Here is a 19,324-nt window from a genome sequence, read left to right as displayed (position 1 = left end):
CAGGACAATAGTACTAATGAGTTGGTTGACCCTGGTTATTACCCTCCTTCATGCAGTCTTCAGTCCGCCAGATTTACCTCCATTGCTAGCCGAATATGAGGCGCACACTCAGAAAACGGCATTGACGGCACTTGACTGGATTGCCAGTGTACTTGCTGTCGCAGGATTGGTCGCTAGTGTGTCTTTACTTATCTTTTCTAACATTGGACGTTGGGTTTACGCTGTGAGTATGCCCGCAGTCTACTTACTCGGGTTCTTTGGTACAGACTTTTTTGTGTCATCCAGTGCTCAGAACGCACTGTTTGCGGTTGAAGCCATGTTGACTGGCATGATCCTGTGCCTGTGCTTTTTCTCTGATGTAAGCCAAAATTTTACCCGCAGTGCTTAAACTATGTTAATAAGTAAACAGGTGAGATGAGTACACAAGGCAGTAATATGGAAAAGTTAATTGCACAGGAAATAGCGTTACACCAGTATGAAACAAGGCAAAACCGCGCAGCCATAGAGCGTCTGTTACATGTCGATTTTTCTGAGGTGGGTATGTCGGGCACCTGTTACAACTTTGATTCTATTGTTGCCATGATGGGCAATGAAATGCCGTCAAAGTTGAGCGTGCATTCGCAAAATTATCACTGCAATGAATTGGCTCCGGGCGTACATTTATTACGTTACCAATCTGCGCTGGTCGATAAAGCGGGGAAGGCGTCTGATTTTGCGCAGCGTTGCTCAGTCTGGGTGTTAGAGGGTGATAAATGGCAGCTGAAATATCATCAGGGCACAGCCTGCTCGCCCTTTGAGTTGGTGTAGCTGAACCTTCCAAAAGAGCGCTGTCTGCTAAATCACAGACAGCGTCATATTTCTATCTTCCTTCTTCTATCCAGCCCTTGACCCAGGTGCCTGCTTCTTTGAGCTGGCTGTCGACAAAGTTCTGAGTGTTACAGGTTCCTTTTTGCCAAACTGCGCCGCTGCGAAAATCGTCGGAGTAGTTCCAGTTGGTCCAGCTAATCTTTTTGCGTTTCATCAGGTCAATGTACTTTTGTGAACTGATTAAGTCGTTCGGGCCGTCACCATCGTAGTTTTGAGTGCCCCATTCACTGACAAAAACCGGCAACACATCGGATGCCTGATCTAACACTGAGCGGTGGTAGTCTTTATGCGATGCTGCGTAAAAGTGGAAAGTGTACATGATGTTGTCGAATGGCACTGGATCATTAATGACGTCCTGTATGCTTCCCCCCGTTGAGGCGCCAAAGGTTGACCAACCATGTGTCCCTATCAGGATCAGTGCATCAGGTTGGATAGTGCGGATCACCGGAATAATTTGCTCACTATAATGGCGAACTTCTGGCCAGCTGACGTCGTTTGGCTCATTGGCGATATCGTAAATCACATTGTTCCGGTTTTTGTTAGCACTGACGATGTCCGTGAAGAACTGTTTGGCCAGCGCCAGATTATAGTTCGGATCGCCCGGGTTGAGTTGGTGCCAGTCTACCAGTACATACAAGCCGCGCTGGCTTGCCATGTCAATCAGGGTATTCATTTGCTGCGTGAATCCAACCGGGTCGGTCTCATAGCCACCTTCTTGCACGTACAAGCTGAGACGCACGATATCTGCCTGCCAGTCTTGTGCCAGTACATCCAGCGAGGCATCGGTCAGGCACTTATTAAGCCCATACCATTGCAGGCCATGGCTGCTCATGCCACGCAACTGGATCTTTTCTTGCTGTTCACTACACAGGCCGGTCCCGCAGACACTCAGCTTGCCATATCGTTCAACGGGCGTAATGCGATTACCCGAATCGCAGCGACCCAGGTATTGCCAGGCTGAGCTGGTGCCCGGCTCCGAGCGGGTCCACCAGTTTGCACGATAGAGTTTGTTCTGATGTTGCATTTTGTCATTGGTATTGGCATGGCTGGGGTTGCCTTGCCAGTCTGTTTGTGTCCAGTCTGGATAGGTGTTAACGCCCTGGCAGCTTGCTGCATGCGCCTGGCTGAATGCCAGCCCGGCTGTGAGTGAAATTGCGATCAAATGTTGATAACTCATAATAATGCTCCTTTACATGTGTTGGGTCTGCCGGGATCTGCTGCGTATCAGAATAGATGCAGGTATTAAATCGCCAGCGGACCTTATCCAACATAACTGAGATTGAGCGCACTGAGATTAGACTTTGGTCTAGGTTTGATCGTTAAGTATTGCAATTAGATAGATGTGTGTTATCCGGCCACCAATATGCTGCTCTAAGGGCAATCTGAGTGTTTGTGTCAGAATCAGCAAGGCGATGTTTTGATATTAATTGATGGACCTCTAAAGGGTATAGCTATAATCTTGTATCCCCTTAGCTTAGAGAATTAAAACAAAAAGGGAATGTCGTGAAGTTATATGGTCGTACTACCTCATTTAATGTTCAAAAAGTGCTCTGGCTTCTTGATGAGTTAGGGTTGGAATATACACATATTGAACTTGGCGGTCGCTTCGGCGGCTTGGATGAGCCTGCTTTTATTCAGCACAATCCTATGAAAAAAGTGCCGGTACTCATTGATAAAGACAAGACTGTCTGGGAGTCGCATACCATATTGCGCTATCTGGCAGCCAGTTATGGTGCAGAGACCTGGTATCCAGCGTGCGCATATCAACGTTCTCTGTACGAGCGCTGGATGGATTGGTCGCAATGTGTATTGCAACCCGCTTTTATGGCGACCTTCTGGGGATACTACAGAAAGTCTCCAGAAAGGCGCGATATGATTGCCGTGGAGCAGGCGCTGAATACTTGTCGCGAATGTTTGAATATCCTTGAATCGCAGCTGACAGACAGCAACTATTTGACAGGTGACACGCTGAGCCTGGCCGATGTCACCGCAGGCGCTGTACTTTACAGACTGACGTCGCAAGGACTCCACATTGAGCTGCCTCAGCGAGTGAGTAAGTGGTATAAAGCCCTTCAACAGCGTGCTGGTTATCAGAAGTGGGTCATGAGTGATTTTACCGAGCTAAAGGCCCGGGAAGACTATTAAATACAATGGGTTGGTACGGATATACCTATATCGAATGAAGCAGACAATGAACCGGGTCATTATCAAGCGCAATGTTGCGCTATATCTTAGCCTTTTCTTGATGACGATTCTCCTGGGGCTCCTCTCTCGTGCTTCATTTGTTGAGTTGCCTAAGCTGCTCGCGCTTTATGCAGGAGACACACTGTGGGCTATGATGGTGTTCTGGTTGTTCTGCTGTATTCAGCCCGCGGCGCGCACCCGAGTCATTATCTGTCTGGCTTTGGTATTTTCTTTTTCCATTGAATTCTCTCAGCTATATCAGGCGCAGTGGATCAATGATATCCGCCATACCCGACTTGGTGCTCTGGTACTGGGTTTTGGTTTTAAACTCAGTGATCTGGTGTGTTACTCGGTGGGTATTTTTAGTGCTGCGGGTTTGGATTGGTGGTGCTTTCGCAGGCAAGTACAATCGGCCTAAAAAAAGCCGCTTTTCCTGCATAAGGTTTGCTAATTAACGGTCTGATACTGGCCAGAGTGCCCCGGGTTTTATGTACCGCCACAGTTACTGGTGGTTACAAAGGGTGATTGGTTTATTCTGATGAAAGTGAAGGCAGATTAAAATTTGCCACATTAGTGCTTATATCGGCACGTATTTTCGAATTTCCTCTGTCTCGCTTAATCATTTCTTCACTTTTTCTGATATAGTTTTGCGCTTACGATAGAGCCCAAGACCGATTCAAAAAGGCAAATTTAAATGAATGAAGCTCAATACGACTACCTGATTGTTGGCGCCGGCCTGTTTGGCGCTGTATTTGCGCGAGAAGCAACCGATCAGGGCAAGAAAGTGCTGGTGATTGATAAGCGTAATCACACTGGCGGAAATATCTACTGTGAACAGGTAGAAGGGATCAATGTGCATAAGTACGGTGCGCATATTTTTCATACCAGTAATCAGCAGGTATGGGATTATGTCAATCGTTTTGTGTCGTTTAACCATTACGTCAACTCGCCTGTCGCAAGGCATGAAGACAAGCTCTATAACCTGCCTTTTAATATGAATACGTTTTACCAGTTGTGGGGAGTGACTACACCACAGCAGGCGAAAGACAAAATTGCTCAGGAGCGTGCACCTTATGCCGATTTGTCGCCTAAAAATCTGGAAGAGCAGGCGTTATTTTTAGGTGGTCGCGACCTTTATGAAAAGCTGATTAAAGGCTATACCGAAAAGCAATGGGGCCGCCCGGCCACTGAGATACCTGCTTTTATTATTAAGCGACTTCCTTTTAGATTCACTTTCGACAACAACTATTTCAACGACCGCTATCAGGGGATCCCGATTGGGGGCTACAATGCTCTGACTGATGCGCTGCTTGACGGGGTAGAAGTTAAAACGGGTGTCAATTACTTTGAAAATGCCGAGAAATACAACCAAATGGCAGATAAAGTACTGTACACGGGTAAAATTGATGAGTTCTTTGAGTGTCAGTTTGGCAAGCTGGAATATCGTAGTTTGCATTTCGAAACCGAAGTGCTGGATGAAGAAAACTACCAGGGCAATGCCGTAGTCAACTACACTGAGCGTGACGTACCTTACACACGTATCCTGGAGCACAAGCACTTTGAATTTGGTACGCAGGAAAAAACTGTGGTCACCAAAGAATATCCGCATGAGTTCAGTAAAGACAATGAGCCTTACTACCCAATCAACGACGAAACCAATAATTCCCTGTTAGCTCGTTATCAGGAACTGGCAAAGACTGCGCCGTATGCAGACAAGTTTATTTTCGGTGGCCGTCTGGCGGACTACAAATATTATGATATGGATGACACCATTGAGGCGGCACTCGCACTAACCAGTAAGGAATTGGCATAACATCATGAGTCGTAAAGTTTATATCGCAAGAAACTACCGTTCCAAGTTTGATGCGGCGGGTAAAGCCAAGATGGATTGCGAAACCATTCTGGAGAACAATGGCTGGAAAAACATTGGTTTTAAACAAACCTGGATCGCAAATTCGGTGCTGGGTACCTTGATCAGTGCGCTGGGTGTCAGCTGGGCCTTGTTGAGACTGAAATCGGGTAGTACCGTGTGTCTTCAGTACCCGTTTAACAAGTTCTATGGCTATTGTTTGTGGGGCGCCAAACTTAAAAACAGCAAAGTGCTGACGCTGGTACACGATGTGCGCAGCCTCAAAGGCAAGTATGGTCACTCAGAAAAAGAGATCAATATGCTCAATAAATCGGATCAGCTGATCGTACACAACGACAAGATGCGCGCCTGGTTTGAAGAGCAGAATATTCAAAGTGAGATCACCAATATTGAAGCATTTGATTATCTGCATACGGATAATCCGAATGCTCAGCGCACCCCAACGGACTATGACAAAATCCGTGTGGTCTTTGCCGGAAATATGGGGCCGTTTGTTTATGAGCTGGATGCCCTGGAGCGTGGTAACTTTAAGTTCGATCTGTATGGTGTTGGTTATGATGAGAAGAAAGTTAAAAACATCAACAATACCATGCTGGACTACAAGGGGTGTTTTCCATCAGATAAAGTAATCGATCACATTGATGGAGACTTTGGTCTGGTTTGGTATGGTAACACACTGGATACCTGTGATGGTGTGACGGGTCAGTACCTTAAGTACAATAACCCGCATAAACTGTCGCTGTATTTGCTGTGTGAAATGCCGATTATCATCTGGGATAAAGCGGCTATGGCCGATTTTGTTGAAGAGCAAGGGATAGGCTTCAAAGTAAGCTCACTGCGTGACATTAAAACCCGTCTTGCAGAGCTGACACCGGAGCAAATTGACCAGATGAAGCAAAATGTGCAGCGAGTTAAAGCGGATGTACAGTCCGGGCAATATCTAACACGTGCACTGGAAAGACTGTCCTAAGCAAGACTGTCTTATATGAATCATGGCCAGAGCATTTTTATGCTGCTGGCCATTTCTGCGATTAACGACGGCGTCTTCTGCCGAATAATAACAGGGCACTTAGCATCGCCCAGGGGCCGAATGAGCCTGAATCGTCATCGTCTTTGTCACCCCCGCCGTTATCCTGATTGGGATTGTCTTTTACTGTCACCGTAACGGTCGCAAAATCGCTGCCACCTTGTCCATCCTCAATATCGTATCGGAAAGTCTCGGCGCCTGAAAACCCTGCTGCCGGGGTATATACCAAGGCATTGCCACTGATAGTCACCTGACCTTTACCCCGATAGTCGACTTTGCTGATCTTCAGCGCATCGCCATCCACATCCTGGTCGTTGTCCAGTACTGCCAGCGAATTATTCTTAGAATCAAAGTCAAGGGTATAGGTATCGTTTTGCGCTTCAGGTGCATCGTTGACAGGTGTTACCGTGACCTTGAGTGCAAATGACGCGCTGACCAACGAACCACTGGAGACTGTTACCGGCACGTTCAGTTCGCCATGAAAATTGCTCGTCGGCGTAATAGTGGTACCCGTTACCTGATAGTTTTGCCCGCCGGATAAAGTGAGGGTATCTAATGTCACAGCCCGGGCTAATATCAGGTCGTCGGGTTTTATTTGTATGCTGCTGTCTTCTGTGAGGCTTAGGGGCTTCTGTCCTGTGATCACAGGTGCAACTTCACCAGTTGAGTCAGCATTGACGCTAAAGTTGCCCTTATTGACCGCAAAAAAGATATTGTCGTGGCATTTTACCTGAATTCGCGCCTGCTCAGTGCTGATGTTGCTAAGCTGTACCTCAGACTGGCCTGAGTTGGGAATACGTTTGGCCAGTTCAATGTCAAATGTCTTACCGCCGTCTTTGGAAAGCAATATATCGACATTTTCACAGGAAACGGGCGCACGCTCAGTACCTGCAGTGTGCCACTTTACCAGTTGCGTATTACCGCGCCATTGACTTGAGCTGTCAGGTAAGGTGACGGCAAAACCTTGTTCATTGCCAACCACAGAAACTTGCATTGCATCATCACTGACACCTCCCTGACCATCTCTGACAACCAGCCGAAAGTCGAGTTTGCGGGTTGTGGTTGCATAGGCTTCGCCGAAGCTCGGCTGGCCAGACAGTATGTCTGCCATTTTTGGCAATGTACGTTGTGGTGCGTTATGCGGATTAAAGGCTCTGAACAGAGGACGTTTACCATCATCAACACTGTCGTCAGCTTTACTAGCTGACGCTCCGCCCAGGTTAAACTGTTGCCAGCTGTAGCTGAGTGTGTCCTGTGCTTTGCCTGTTGCGCTGCCGGTGAGGGTAAAGGGTGTACGGGCCGGAATGGTGTAGTCGGCACCCGCGTTCACTTCGGGGCGTGAATTGCCGCGCTCCGTATGCACACCACAGTTTTTGCCTGATGACATTCTGGCGTAACGATTCATCTGATCCAAAGAATGAATATGAAAATAAGGGTCTGAATTGGGCTGGAGATCCTGCTCGTCACAAATGCCGGTATAGCCCATGATGGTAGAGCCACTGCCCGGTTCATAGGCACTGTTTTCAGCCCGGTTACCGCCGCACGCGCCGGCTTCGCCATTAAAGGTATGATCTGCCCCCAGCTGATGGCCTATCTCGTGGGCAACATAATCGATATGAAAGGCATCGTTGGTTGGCGTTTCGCTACCCGTTATCCCCTCGGCCTTCAGTTCAGTACAGACCACTTCGAACCCGGCGAGGCCGCCACCACCAGTCCCCACCAGATGGCCTATGTCATAGTTGTCGGCACCAATTCGGGTATTAATTTGTTCACTGATCTTGTCGATGTCTTCATCAGTGTTAGCGAATGGGTCTGTATCGGGGTCAAGAAAAAGTAACTTGTCATTGTCGGCAACCAGCTCAAACTTAATGGCAAGGTCACGTTCATAAACATCATTGATTCGATTGAGCATAGTGACCACGGCGGCCAGTGTTTTTTCTTTAGTGCCGCCATGAAAGCGAGCGTATTCGCCAGTGGTAGCAACGGCTATGCGGTAAGTGATCTGTGTGTTTGGTATGGCTTGTAGTGTGTTGTTTTGGGCAGCTTGTTCGAGCAGATGGCGCTGATGCAAGTCACTCTTGTGTTTTCTGGGGGCGTGCTGTTTGAACGCTTTTTTGCTCAGAGCCTGGCTGTTGTCATGATAGCTGCGGTAATGGTGTTCGCCCGATTGGGGTTGCGGGTCCAGATAAACCTGCTGCCCCTGATGGTTAAATACACCATAGAAACCGTGTGGTCCCAAATCGAAACGGCCAGAATGAGCTGGATTGCCTTTCTCATGTCCACGGAAAGTTTTAATCCCCGGATACTTACCAGCCAGCTCCGGTGCCATAACCTGACTTGGTCTCACAATAAACTCAACCAGTTCACCGTTAGGTAAGGGGAGCATCAGCTCAATAGTCTGCGCTTGAGTCAGCTTTTCAAGCTGCGATGAAAGCGCATGATGATCCAACAGATAGTGACGCTGGGCACTTTGTGCCGCAGTCCGCTGTTGCTCCAGAGTATGCCACATAGAGGGCGAGGCCAGTGCCGAAGTACACATAAATTGTGACAAGGCCAGTGCAATAAGGTGTTTTTTCATAATTGTATCCCATTGATATGCTTCAATAGAACTGTAACTGGTTAGATGGGGTTGCGGGGTATCAGATTGTCTGGCTTTTGTAGCAGTGCTGATACATATTGAGCTGCGCTATTCGTTTACTCTTAAAGGGCGTATCAGAGCATGCTCTCCCCCTGAGAAACCGCTTGGCGCAGATGCCGGGATTTCTTAACGTTTGGCGCGGCAGGGACGTTAATTAAACGAATTTAATGGACACATCCAGGGCTGTATGCGAAGGCCGCTTCTCGTGTGAAAAGCAGCCCGTTGAGTCTTCAGAGCAAAGCGCGATGCCGAATTTTCGGCGAAGTTAATTTACTCCAAATTGGTATAGGTTTAGCTTAGTAAACCGTTACATAGTTCACGTTGACTGCCCCTTCGTGGAACAGCTGGTTGAACTGATGGTAGTCCACGTCAATCTTGACCATGGCATAATCTGTTTCCAGTGAGTAATCTCCGCCAACGGAGCGAGAGTATGTGCATTCAGTTTGTGCATACAAGTAAACGGGCGAAGCGGGCTGCACAAAGTAGTTAATTACATGCTGATTACATCCTTGCAGGCGATATCCTGACTCCAGTAGCTGAGCTTTAATCTCCTGATACTGTCTGCCATATTCAATCACTTCATCAATACTGGCATATCCAGCTCTGACAGGCGCATGCTCGCCTGGTGCGACTGCTGCAATTGCTGTGGTGCTTGCAAGTGAGAGTAATGTAACAAGTAACGCGTTTTTCATGGTTAAATTTCCTTTTTGATAGATGTTAATCAACCCGTTTCCTGTGCGTCATTCGAATCATACGCACGTTGAAACAGCTTGATACAAGTCACTGTAGTCAGGCAGACATCTGTGTTTGCCTTGCCCTACCACAGCTGAAGAAAACCAATGGGGTATTTGCCCCTGTGTCTTTCTTAGGACCAATGTTGGTACATTATCATGAAACTTATGTTTCGATAAATAGACGAAATAAAGAAAGTTTTATTTATATAATTTTATTTTAGTGCAAAAATCATTCAATTTAACTTTCATTGTTGACTTTTATAGTTTGTATGTGTGTGCTCACTTATGGTGCGAGGTCGCCTAATGAATATTTTCATATTTAACCTGGCTTGCTCTTATGCAGATAACTTGAATACCCAATGTTTGTATTACATTTTGTTTATAAAATTTTGCCTAAGCGCGTTGCTTAACTAAGCTTAAGATCTGTCTTGTGCAAAATTAAGTGCCTATTGTCATGCTTATATTTCGAAACCTTCGGGTTTGCTTCGCTTGAGCACGTTCCAATGCGTGCAGTAACCCAAAACGCGGTGCACTATTGGCTACTGATGTTGGCCTTATTGTCGGCAAGTGTTCAGGCCGAGCGTTTCTCTGTTCTGGTCTATCATGGTGCCAACCCACCTTATAATTATCTTGAAAAGGGAGAGCAGGCCGGGATCTTCAAGGATATTTTTGATCGAATTGGCGAGTTAACCGGCCACGAGTTTGAGTTTGTTCTGCTATCCGTTGCCCGGGGACATAAATCTTTTGAGTCTGGTGAAATTGATATTGAGCCAGGTGTGAATCCTAGCTGGCGTCAAAGCTCTAGAGTGCCCGGTATTTACAGTATCGACTACGCCTTCTCCCGCGAGGTTGTGTTGGGGCGTAAGGAGGCGAATTCTGCACAGCAACCCGAGTCATTTTATGGCAAGGTCATGGGACGTGTGAGAGGTTATCGCTACGGACCATTTGAGCGACATTTTGGCCCCGGGAAAATTGCAGTGTACGACAATATTTCGGAAAGAGAATTGTTAGTTCAGCTGGCACATACCCGCCTTGATTATATCATGATCGGTGATGTCACTGCGGCTTACTACATTGCAAACTATCCTGCGTACAGAGGTTTTAAGGAAGTCTATGAAATAAGTAAGTTACCTGTGTCTATGCGCATTCAACCAAAAAGAGCAGAATTAAAACGAGAAATAGACCAGGCATTAAGACACATGCTGGAACAAGGTGAGATAACTCAGATTTACCACAAATATGGCATCACCATGCTCCCGCTTTGATTTGCGCCTACCCATCTAGCACTAAGCCCCCTTGTCTGGCTGGCATTTTCACGCTGCTTCTAAGCGATTCTTGTCTCAGAGAACATGCACTTAAGTCATTGTAAATTAAAACGTTCCAAAAGTGTTGGTCGTCATTTTGATGAAATTATAGTGCAATCAATTCTACGCAACACTGTAAAATTTTTGTTACATTTAAGTGTTTAAAATACAAACTAATGATCAGCGAGAAACTAAATTTCTCACTGGTCTTGCCAGTTGTTTTTTTCACCATGATTATTGATTTTTATGTGTATCTCAGATTATTTCTAGATTGCTTTTTGAGCAACAACCTTACAAGGATACAACATGAAAATTACAATTTTGGCCGCTGCAGTCATGTCACTGTCAGCTGGCTATGTCTCTGCAAATACGCAACAGTCAGGCCTGCCTGATATTACCCCATCTGTCGTTGGTGGAATTGAAACTCCTGCTTATTCAAGACCATATCAGGTTGCTTTGTTAATGAATGGACGTCAGGGCTGTGGTGGTACCTTGCTGAGTGAAAACTGGGTACTTACTGCTGCACACTGTTTAGATAATGCTTCTACGGCTAGCCTGACAGTACGTGTTGGTGCCCATTCAATCAGTCGTGGAGATGGCGATACACTGAGAGTATCTCAGATTATCATGCATGAGAATTGGCGCGGTGCGAACGGGATACGCTCAGGCTATGATATTGCTGTATTACGCCTGGCCACTCCGGCGGCAAGCAAGTATACCCCAGCTAAGCTTCCCACCCAGTCCATTGCCGATCAGTATGCTGGTATTGGTGATTATCCAACGGTTTCTGGTTGGGGGCTGACCTCTAACCGCGGCCGTCCGAGCGATGTACTTCGTGAAGCACAGCTACCAGTGATCTCCAATGCCAGTTGTAGCAGCCAGCTGAACTTTAATATCCCGGGCTCAGTCATTTGTGGTGGGGGTGAGGGCGGTCGTTCAGCGTGTAATGGCGACAGTGGTGGCCCTTATGCCGTGCGTGTCGGGAACGATTTCTACAGTATCGGTACTGTCAGCTGGGGCATAGCCTGTTCAGGTGCAACCGCATTCACCAGAACAACCAGCTATCTCAACTGGATCGAGCAAAAAACTGGTCTTACACCGGATAACCCGACAGATGCCAAACCGGTTGCTGATTTCAGCTCATCGGTATCAGGTATGACGGTTAGCTTTGCCAACCGCGCAACCGATGACAAGGGGATCACGGCGTATGACTGGAACTTCGGCGACGGTAACCGTTCCAGCGCTGCTAACCCAAGCCATACCTATGCGGCCGATGGTGATTACAATGTGACTCTAACAGTGACTGATACTGCACAGCAAACGTCCAGCGTATCGAAAGTCGTCTCTGTTGGTGAGCCACCGGTATGTGATGTTGAAGCATGGAACCGTTCAGTGTCATACGCATTAGGCGACAAGGTATCTTATCAGGGTAGCATCTACGAGGCTATCTGGTGGTCTGCGGGTGCACAGCCAGATTTGTATCCTAATGTCTGGAAGAAGTTAGATAACTGCAACGGGTCAGGCGATCCTGCTCCTGTGGCTGGCTTTACTGTGGCTCAGTCAGGTCTGACAGTTACCCTGACCAATACCAGCACTGACAACGGCCAGATAGTGTCAAGCCAGTGGCAATTTGGAGATGGTCAGAGTGCCTCTCAGCCTTCTGTGACTCATACTTATGGCGCAGCAGGGCGCTATACCATTCGTTTGACTGTAACCGATGATCAGGGCCAAAGCAGCACCCTGGCTAAAGAAGTGGTTGTTGGTGGGGATGATAACTGTCAGGGTCTGCCTGCCTGGAATGCGAGCACGATTTACAACACGGGTGACCGGGTTGCCAAAAGTGGTGTAGTGTACGAAGCGCAGTGGTGGGTGCAGGGTGAAGATCCGGCTCAGTCTGGTCCCTGGGGCCCATGGAAGTCTGTAGGCAACTGTAACTAGTCGCTTTTTTGCTCAGTCCTAGGTAATCTATCAACAATGAGACGTAAAGTTAGAAGACCATGGGACTGAATAACCAGGCACACAGTGAACTACGCAGATTGGGTGAGCGCGTTAAAAAAGTGCTCACCGCTATCATGCGGGCATTACCCCCACAAGCACAGACCATTGGTGGTTTTGCCCGCCACATAGGGTGTCACCGTTCAACCAGCCAGCGATTATTTAATGCCAACAAAGCCAAATCTGGTGAACAAGTTCTTTACCATTTACCCGGTCTACAGGCTTTAAACGCACTGGGTAGTCAGCTGCAAGGCCATATTCCGGATAACCTGGCAGCCCAGTGGTGTCAGGTCAGCCAACGTTTTGCCGCAACCATGCCTCAGTACGCCAGAAGTCATGCCGAGTTAAAACGCTTACTGGCAGATGATGAAGAGAACAAAGTGAAAACACCGAATGGCAATGTGTCAGGTCAGGATAAGCGTGCCCAACTCTACTATGCAGCCAAGTCTTTGCTGGGTATGAGTATGGATGAAATCTTTTGCGCTTATGTGTTAACCCGTGGGCGAGGCCGGGAAGGGTTCTTGCAAGAAGTGGCTATGATCAGCAAGTCGCAAGTGACGCGAGAAACCGGCGCAGCGCCTTTTGTACAGTTTTACACTCACCCTCACAGTGATGACTTCATCGCGCCACTGAACATTGATAAGCGTAGTCGGGTCGAATCCAAGCAATTTAGCATTGGTATAGCACAAGAGTTATCGACCCCGGGCTTACTGAACGCATTTGCCAGCTATTCCCCCGGAAATAGCGGGTTGGTGTTTGATCCTATTCCAGGTTATGAACACTTTGATGCAACGTTTATTTTCAATAATCCCGATGAGCTGGTTGACCCTTTGAGTCACGCCAGTAAATGCAGTTCCACCAGTATTTCAATTAAAAACCCGGCCAAAAAATTGCGGTTACTGGTTTTGATCGAGAAGCAGTTAGACCGTCACAGCTGTGTCAATGTAGGGTGTTATCACGGTAATCAAAAAGTAGAGGAAGGAAAGCTCAGTGTCGAAGATATGTGGACAGAGCGATTACCTGAATTTCCGGAGCTGCGTTTAATTGATTTAGCAGCTGGTGTTCAGGCTTTGCATGGAGACAGTGCGCAGCAGCAAAAGCTCGATTATTTGTTCCGATACGCTGAGCTGGACCCTGCCAACTATAGCTGCTACTTGATGGAGGTGGATTACCCTATTTGGTCGACCACGTATCGTATTTACTTCGAACACCAATGAGTGACTTTGAACAATGTTGCCGCGCAATCTATAGTTTCAGGAGGTAGGTAATCGCGGATCTGAGGATGTTGAAAGCAATTATAGGGCTGTGGATAATGCTGATACCGCTGACTATATGGGCTGCGACACCGTCACAGATCATAGACAAACTGCAAGAAGCAGAAGACTACCTGACTGTTGACCCCGCCACGACTCTTTCATTATTGGCGCAGGTTGACCAAGTTGAAGGCCTGCCCACGTCTTTGTTTTTACGCTGGCACCTGATCCGCTTACGGGCTGCCGTACCCACCCATCAAATGAAAATGATGGAATATTCGTTGGAGGCCATTTTTACGCATCACACCCACCCTTACTTTATCGAAAAACTACCTACCGCCATGAGTGCGCTGGGGATCTGGTTGCGTCGTCATGATTATCTGAATGATGCCAGGCTCAGTCTGGAGTGTGCCTACAAACATGCGCAGTCAGAGCAACAAAGGCTGATCCTGACAAACAGTCTGGCCCTGGTGTCGCGTCAACTGGGTGATTATGACAAAGCTCGGCGTTTGTATGGAAGAGCAAACAGTATTGCCGATAAGGCGGGTATCACCACTAAAAATGGCATCATCGCCAATAATTTGGGGATTATCGCGCTGGAACTCGGCAACGTGGCAGAGGCAGAGCGCCAGTTTCGAAAAGCACTGGCCAGTTATCAGGAGATAGATAAGCGCTCCGGGCAGATCTCAGCGGGGGTCAATTTACTGTTCGCCTTTATTATTCAGGAACAATTATTGAACTATCAGCGCCTGTACGGACCTACGTCCAGGCTGACCGAGTCTTTCCCCAATGAGACCAAACAAGCAATGTTACTATGGGTCAATGCTCGGTTTATGCAACTGGAAGGTTATCCCGTCAGTGAGCAGACCAAAGCCAGTCTCAAACTGGCATATACGCAGCTGCAGGATGATAATATTCGAAGGCTGGTATTTCAGCACCTTGCAAAACCGCTGGGCGTTGATGTTCTGCTACCAAAACCTGTGGTAGTCAGACAGTTCGAACGCAGCTGGTACAACGTAGTCAAAGCCTGTGACTGGCCAAAAGCCAGTTAGTGCTCAGGAGCGTATTTGTAACCCACGCCGTAAACCGACTCAATGAGATTTTTATCAGGTGCGACAAGGCTGAGCTTCTTTCGTATGTTTTTTACATGGGTATCGATATTGCGATCGATAATGTCATCCCCATCGGGGTAAATCTGCTCAATGAGCTGAGCGCGGGAAAAGACTTGCTGTGGATGACTAAGCAGTATGGTCAGCAATTTAAATTCACTGGGCGTGAGGTCCAGCGGTTGTGTCTGGTAGCTGGCGGTAAACTGGGCCTGGCTGACAATAAAACCACCGACTTTCAGCTCGTCGCTATGACTGGGCGTAAAGCGACGCAGAACGGTTTTAACTCTGGCCATCACCTCGCGAGGACTAAAAGGCTTGCAAATGTAGTCGTCGGCACCGAGTTCGAGTCCAAGCAGGCGGTCTATTTCATCTTTTTTGGCCGTGATCATGATCATGGGTACATCGCTGAACTGGCGGATCCGTCGACAGATACTGAGCCCATCTTCACCCGGTAGCATGAGGTCTAAGAGGATTAAATCGACCCGGTTGCTTTGCAGATAATCAACTACCTCATCGCCACGCACCATATGTGTGGTGCTATATCCCGCTGCCCGGGCATAAGCAATGAGTACTTCTGCAATATTGGCCTCATCCTCGACAATAAGTAGTTGTTGTTTGGTCATTTTGCGTTCTCTTGTTGGCGATATGGGAGACAGACAGTGACACACAATCCACCGAGTGAGGAATCTGTCAAGGTGATGGTGCCCTGATGGGCCTCGACTATGGTTTTGCACAGGGAAAGTCCAAGTCCGCTGCCGCCATAACTGCGGCTTCGTGAAGGCTCGACTCTGTAAAAGCGTTCAAATAACCGGACTTTTTCGTCGTCCGTGACACCTGGCGCTGAATCTTCGATGCGAATGATCACCCGCCTGCTCTCGTGTGCAATGACGACCCTGAGCTGACCACCTTCATCAGTGTAACGCCTGGCGTTCTCAATCAGATTACTGAACAGCTGATGCAGGCGCGCTTTATCGGCAACAATACATTGTGGTGTCAGGGTCAGAGCATGAGTCAGTGCGGTTAAATCCAAAGTGATTGAACGTTCGGCAAATTTACTTTCAAACCCCTGAATAAGTTGCATAAGAAGTGGCAACGGGTCAACTTCTGTCATGGTGTAGCGATAGTTGCCTACATCTGCACTGGTCAACTGATACAGGTCGTCCACCAGTCGGCTGAGGTTGTCGACTTCGCTGAGCAGTAAGGCTGTTTTACTGGCATCCATGGTAAATACGCCATCTTCAATGGCAGTAAGCTGGGTCTTGAGTACGGTCAGGGGGGTGCGCAGTTCATGGGAGGTGTCCGACATCCATTGTCGGCGATTTTTTGCGTTGTCTTCCAGGATTTGTGCCAGTTGGTCAACGCGCCCGGCCAGAACACCAAGTTCATCACGCCCACTGTGGCCAACACGGCTGCTGTAATCCCCTTGCATGAGTTTGTCCGTGCACTGCATTAGTCTGCCAATGGGTTTGCTCAGCAGTTTGGATATCACCCAGGCCATCAGTAATGCTAACAACAAGGCTGACAGTGCGATCCACAGGTAATTGGTCAGTTGCTGGCTGATAAAGGCGTCATTGCTGGTTTGTCTTGTTTCGCCAGGGTCGCGCACTCGCGCGGGATCCCAGCCAAGCCAGCCAATGAGTTCACCGTCAAGTTCCAGAGCTTGTTGATAACGATTGCTTTGTAATCTGGGTTTACCCTCTATACGTTGCTTGTTGCTGTCGTACAGGCTGATCCGTTTGCCAGTATCAAAGTAGCGACGCTCGCTGTGCTGCTGTGAGTTAAACGCGCTATCCCGGCCGACAGGACGGCCGTGTTGGCCAGGTTGTGGTTGCATCAATTGCTGCCACAAGCGCCGGTTATGTCGTAACTTTTGCCAGCTGCCCTCCCTTTGATAAAATGCCAGCAAGCGCGAGCGGGTTTGTTCTACATGACTTTGCTCACTGTGCTGCACTAAGGTTGCAAAGTCACTGGTCAGGCTGCCTGCAGTAAGCCCAAGCTGGATCGCAATGATTGCCATATTGGTGAGCACAATGGCCAGAAACAGTTTGGCAAATAGATTCAAAAGTGGCTCCTGTGCCCGTTGTCATGAAAAAGAGAGTGTACCCGTCCAACACCCATACTTCTCTATTTGAAAGAAATATGAGCCGTTTTTCCTGCGTTCAGCATGCGATATTGTGGCCGCGTCACACTGAGGTGTACGGGCCCCAGTGACGGCGGTAATGTCAGACTGACCTGTTCAATCGTTTGCCCTGCGTGAGTGTGTTCTCCGAGCAGGATCAACTCCGCCTGTTCAGGATGATGCTTCGAAGTGTGCAAGCTTTTCAATTGCAAGGCAACCATGGTGTTATTGAGGTGCAGTTTTGTCATGGTTTCAAGCAGATGAGTAATAAAGCTTTGTACCTCCTGAGAGCTCTGGTTGGGAAGCATGACGGCGGTGGTGTCTCCTAACAACCAGGCTTGCGGGTTTTGCAGCGTGTGCTGCCAGTGCTGCATATTGACCTGTAAACGTAGCTCGGCCTGACCGTCACGCAGGGTCAGCCTGGCTTTATTATTCTCTAATACATGCGCTTTAGCCTCGCTTAAGTTGAGTAAGACACTGATCAACAAGATACTTATCAGATATTTCATATCATTCCTCCTTGCTTATCTGCAGAAAGTACCGGTTTCAACAAGGCCACCATTGCTGACTGTTTTCTGCTCAAATTGATAGCAGTTATCCTGACCTGTTATTGGCGTGTAGTTGACATAATATTGCGTGCCCTGATGGGTATACGTCATACTGCGTGTGCCATCTGACAAAATGGTATGTGTCAGGTTGCTTACACCGCCCTGAGGCGGAGTCAGGTTGGCACGCATCTGTGGATTGTCGCCTGTCAGAGGGGCCACGCGTGGCAGGATTTGTGTATTTACTTCTCCCATTAAACACTGAAAGACATAGGGAGCCTGTTCTGAAGTGTGATATCGATAGCCATATTCACTATCGGACTGGCCGTTACATAGATCCAATGTGCCAGAGGCAATGACGCTGCCGTCTGGGTTATTATTGCCGTACAAGGGGTAGCCATCATAGCCCCAGCCAAGGATTGCGTCATCTCCCTGGTTGGTCATGGCAGCTATCATACAGGTTGGTGCTGCATGGTAGTGATAATCATCTCCGCGACCGGCATGGCCTCCGCAATTATCAAGCTGACCCAGGGCCTTGGTATCAACTGCGGGATCATACTGGTAAAGATCTAACTCTCCCTGGGCAGAATAATCATAGATAGGCACACCATTGACGGCGACACCCAGTGCAGCGTCTATGGTTGTCGGGGCGTTACTGAGTTGTCGGTCGAGCCGGATCGGGGCAGCGTAACCGGGGGCCGGTACCGGGATTTGTTCATTGGTTCCTGTTATTCCATTCATCAGGTCGTGGTCTGGATATGTGTCGGATGTGACGTATGCATAGTCACTATCGCAAGTAACGGCGACATCACTGAACCCTGCATTGCTCACAGACTGCTGCACTTGCTCACAGGCACTGAGCGCGACATCTGGAAAGCGGTTTACACTGACAGTTAACCTAGTACTGTCGAGAGTAAGTGTGTTGATTGCAGCCATAAAAGCGGCTCTGTCCACGACTGCACTCTGATCAAGCGAGGGGCGCTCAGACAACGCGTAGAGCGTAAATGTGTAGTAGTGTGTGCCTGGGTTGTCAGGGCAGGGGGGCGCATAGGTTTGCTCACCATTGACACTGTTGTTGCCAAGTACACCGGACGAGTCTCCCGTGGTAAACGCCTGCACATCGTTATCTATATGATAAACCAACCAGTGTAGCGTTTGCGTACTGGTTTCCATACTGAGGGCAAATTCCTGAGTTGCCGCTGGCGCGCCTTGCCAGCTCAGTGGGGGAGATAAATTGTCGCCATCACAAGTATAGTTGACAGGTAAGGCTGCCTGGTGAATAAATGCTGAGCTACTCAGGACAAATGTGGATGATTGAGATGAATCCTGATTGCTATTGTCAGAGTTGTCACTGGTGTTCCCTGAGCCATCATTTGCAGCGTCCTGAGCAGTATTGCCTGTATCCGATGTGACATTGCTCTGATCTGTGGTGGCAGAGTCGGATCCTGAGCCACAGGCACACAGTACTGTACAAAGCGTAATTAAAAGTAGTTGTTTCATGTAGACCTCGAAAGCCGCTGTTGTCTTAGTATTCAGTCTAGACAGCAATTGTGGGGATAAAATAGCCAAGGTCTAAATCTATTAACTTATATTAATTAGTGACTTAGAGAGTTTTTCGCCTGTGTCTGGTGCAACTGTGTGGAAACTGTGTGGTTTACTAAAAGGGTTTCAGTGTGCAC

Annotated in this window: 17 protein-coding genes; 10 read left to right on the top strand and 7 right to left on the bottom strand. The window is 48.1% G+C overall.

Annotated features, from left to right (window positions below; genetic code table 11):
- The first annotated feature begins 16 nt into the window (after positions 1-16).
- Together ACXAH1_RS16550 and ACXAH1_RS16545 are read left to right on the top strand one after the other, a co-directional pair.
- A complete protein-coding gene (locus ACXAH1_RS16550) occupies positions 17-388 on the top strand; it encodes a hypothetical protein (RefSeq protein ID WP_475198168.1) in 372 nt (123 codons plus the stop codon).
- A gap of 47 nt (positions 389-435) precedes the next feature.
- On the top strand, positions 436-807 hold the full coding sequence (locus ACXAH1_RS16545) for a nuclear transport factor 2 family protein (RefSeq protein ID WP_475198166.1): 372 nt from the start codon (positions 436-438) through the stop codon (positions 805-807).
- A 52-nt stretch (positions 808-859) separates the two neighbouring features.
- Here ACXAH1_RS16545 and ACXAH1_RS16540 read toward each other — a convergent pair whose 3' ends face one another.
- Positions 860-2,044 carry a cellulase family glycosylhydrolase gene (locus ACXAH1_RS16540; protein ID WP_475198164.1) on the bottom strand — a complete coding sequence of 395 codons (1,185 nt, stop codon included), beginning with the start codon at positions 2,042-2,044 and terminating at the stop codon, positions 860-862.
- Between the two features lie 326 nt (positions 2,045-2,370).
- Between ACXAH1_RS16540 and ACXAH1_RS16535 the strand changes: the two genes are divergently transcribed.
- From ACXAH1_RS16535 to ACXAH1_RS16520, 4 genes are all read left to right on the top strand, one after another.
- The gene (locus ACXAH1_RS16535) at positions 2,371-3,012 is read left to right on the top strand and encodes a glutathione S-transferase family protein (protein ID WP_475198162.1); all 642 of its coding nucleotides are present in this window, start codon (positions 2,371-2,373) and stop codon (positions 3,010-3,012) included.
- 34 nt (positions 3,013-3,046) lie between these two features.
- Positions 3,047-3,469, top strand: a complete 423-nt coding sequence (locus tag ACXAH1_RS16530) for a ribosomal maturation YjgA family protein (protein WP_475198159.1) — start codon at positions 3,047-3,049, stop codon at positions 3,467-3,469.
- A 276-nt stretch (positions 3,470-3,745) separates the two neighbouring features.
- Entirely contained in the window at positions 3,746-4,864 is a 1,119-nt protein-coding gene (gene glf / locus ACXAH1_RS16525; RefSeq protein ID WP_475198157.1) for a UDP-galactopyranose mutase, read from the top strand.
- A 4-nt stretch (positions 4,865-4,868) separates the two neighbouring features.
- The gene (locus ACXAH1_RS16520) at positions 4,869-5,891 is read left to right on the top strand and encodes a glycosyltransferase (protein WP_253110198.1); all 1,023 of its coding nucleotides are present in this window, start codon (positions 4,869-4,871) and stop codon (positions 5,889-5,891) included.
- Positions 5,892-5,952: 61 nt separating this feature from the next.
- Here the strand turns inward: ACXAH1_RS16520 and ACXAH1_RS16515 are convergent, their stop codons facing one another.
- Both ACXAH1_RS16515 and ACXAH1_RS16510 read right to left on the bottom strand, forming a co-directional pair.
- Positions 5,953-8,526, bottom strand: a complete 2,574-nt coding sequence (locus tag ACXAH1_RS16515) for a reprolysin-like metallopeptidase (protein WP_475198156.1) — start codon at positions 8,524-8,526, stop codon at positions 5,953-5,955.
- Positions 8,527-8,882: 356 nt separating this feature from the next.
- On the bottom strand, positions 8,883-9,278 hold the full coding sequence (locus tag ACXAH1_RS16510; RefSeq protein WP_253110204.1) for a hypothetical protein: 396 nt from the start codon (positions 9,276-9,278) through the stop codon (positions 8,883-8,885).
- 545 nt (positions 9,279-9,823) lie between these two features.
- On the opposite strand from ACXAH1_RS16510, the gene ACXAH1_RS16505 reads away from it, so the two are divergent.
- The 4 genes from ACXAH1_RS16505 to ACXAH1_RS16490 all read left to right on the top strand — a co-directional run bounded on the left by ACXAH1_RS16505 (position 9,824) and on the right by ACXAH1_RS16490 (position 14,924).
- Entirely contained in the window at positions 9,824-10,585 is a 762-nt protein-coding gene (locus ACXAH1_RS16505; protein ID WP_475198154.1) for a substrate-binding periplasmic protein, read from the top strand.
- Positions 10,586-10,930: 345 nt separating this feature from the next.
- The gene (locus tag ACXAH1_RS16500; protein WP_475198153.1) at positions 10,931-12,562 is read left to right on the top strand and encodes a trypsin-like serine protease; all 1,632 of its coding nucleotides are present in this window, start codon (positions 10,931-10,933) and stop codon (positions 12,560-12,562) included.
- Positions 12,563-12,621: 59 nt separating this feature from the next.
- A complete protein-coding gene (locus ACXAH1_RS16495; protein ID WP_475198152.1) occupies positions 12,622-13,836 on the top strand; it encodes a hypothetical protein in 1,215 nt (404 codons plus the stop codon).
- Positions 13,837-13,901: 65 nt separating this feature from the next.
- Positions 13,902-14,924: a tetratricopeptide repeat protein gene (locus tag ACXAH1_RS16490; protein WP_475198150.1), complete on the top strand. Its 1,023-nt coding sequence runs from the start codon at positions 13,902-13,904 to the stop codon at positions 14,922-14,924.
- Here ACXAH1_RS16490 and ACXAH1_RS16485 read toward each other — a convergent pair.
- The 4 genes from ACXAH1_RS16485 to ACXAH1_RS16470 all read right to left on the bottom strand — a co-directional run bounded on the left by ACXAH1_RS16485 (position 14,921) and on the right by ACXAH1_RS16470 (position 19,145).
- Complete coding sequence (locus tag ACXAH1_RS16485) at positions 14,921-15,604, bottom strand: response regulator (RefSeq protein WP_475198149.1); 684 nt, start codon at positions 15,602-15,604, stop codon at positions 14,921-14,923. The genes ACXAH1_RS16490 and ACXAH1_RS16485 overlap by 4 nt on opposite strands.
- Positions 15,601-17,043 (bottom strand): ATP-binding protein, encoded by a 1,443-nt coding sequence (locus ACXAH1_RS16480; RefSeq protein ID WP_475198148.1) that lies wholly within the window; start codon positions 17,041-17,043, stop codon positions 15,601-15,603. The genes ACXAH1_RS16485 and ACXAH1_RS16480 overlap by 4 nt, the downstream gene beginning before the upstream one ends.
- Before the next feature lie 62 nt (positions 17,044-17,105).
- Positions 17,106-17,609, bottom strand: a complete 504-nt coding sequence (locus ACXAH1_RS16475) for a hypothetical protein (RefSeq protein ID WP_475198146.1) — start codon at positions 17,607-17,609, stop codon at positions 17,106-17,108.
- A 15-nt stretch (positions 17,610-17,624) separates the two neighbouring features.
- Positions 17,625-19,145 carry a YHYH protein gene (locus tag ACXAH1_RS16470; protein ID WP_475198145.1) on the bottom strand — a complete coding sequence of 507 codons (1,521 nt, stop codon included), beginning with the start codon at positions 19,143-19,145 and terminating at the stop codon, positions 17,625-17,627.
- Positions 19,146-19,324 lie beyond the last annotated feature (179 nt).

The organism is Pseudoalteromonas sp. AWH4_217 (assembly GCF_056161105.1).
This window is presented reverse-complemented; position numbering and strand designations above follow the sequence as displayed.

Coding starts and splice junctions, on each gene's coding strand:
- ACXAH1_RS16520 (WP_253110198.1), top strand. CDS start 4,869: ATGAGTCGTAAAGTTTATATCGCAAGAAACTACCGTTCCAAGTTTGAT.
- ACXAH1_RS16475 (WP_475198146.1), bottom strand. CDS start 17,609: ATGAAATATCTGATAAGTATCTTGTTGATCAGTGTCTTACTCAACTTA.
- ACXAH1_RS16500 (WP_475198153.1), top strand. CDS start 10,931: ATGAAAATTACAATTTTGGCCGCTGCAGTCATGTCACTGTCAGCTGGC.
- ACXAH1_RS16485 (WP_475198149.1), bottom strand. CDS start 15,604: ATGACCAAACAACAACTACTTATTGTCGAGGATGAGGCCAATATTGCA.
- ACXAH1_RS16540 (WP_475198164.1), bottom strand. CDS start 2,044: ATGAGTTATCAACATTTGATCGCAATTTCACTCACAGCCGGGCTGGCA.
- ACXAH1_RS16490 (WP_475198150.1), top strand. CDS start 13,902: ATGTTGAAAGCAATTATAGGGCTGTGGATAATGCTGATACCGCTGACT.
- ACXAH1_RS16510 (WP_253110204.1), bottom strand. CDS start 9,278: ATGAAAAACGCGTTACTTGTTACATTACTCTCACTTGCAAGCACCACA.
- ACXAH1_RS16515 (WP_475198156.1), bottom strand. CDS start 8,526: ATGAAAAAACACCTTATTGCACTGGCCTTGTCACAATTTATGTGTACT.
- ACXAH1_RS16470 (WP_475198145.1), bottom strand. CDS start 19,145: ATGAAACAACTACTTTTAATTACGCTTTGTACAGTACTGTGTGCCTGT.
- ACXAH1_RS16530 (WP_475198159.1), top strand. CDS start 3,047: ATGAAGCAGACAATGAACCGGGTCATTATCAAGCGCAATGTTGCGCTA.
- ACXAH1_RS16545 (WP_475198166.1), top strand. CDS start 436: ATGGAAAAGTTAATTGCACAGGAAATAGCGTTACACCAGTATGAAACA.
- ACXAH1_RS16495 (WP_475198152.1), top strand. CDS start 12,622: ATGGGACTGAATAACCAGGCACACAGTGAACTACGCAGATTGGGTGAG.
- glf (WP_475198157.1), top strand. CDS start 3,746: ATGAATGAAGCTCAATACGACTACCTGATTGTTGGCGCCGGCCTGTTT.
- ACXAH1_RS16505 (WP_475198154.1), top strand. CDS start 9,824: ATGCGTGCAGTAACCCAAAACGCGGTGCACTATTGGCTACTGATGTTG.
- ACXAH1_RS16550 (WP_475198168.1), top strand. CDS start 17: ATGAGTTGGTTGACCCTGGTTATTACCCTCCTTCATGCAGTCTTCAGT.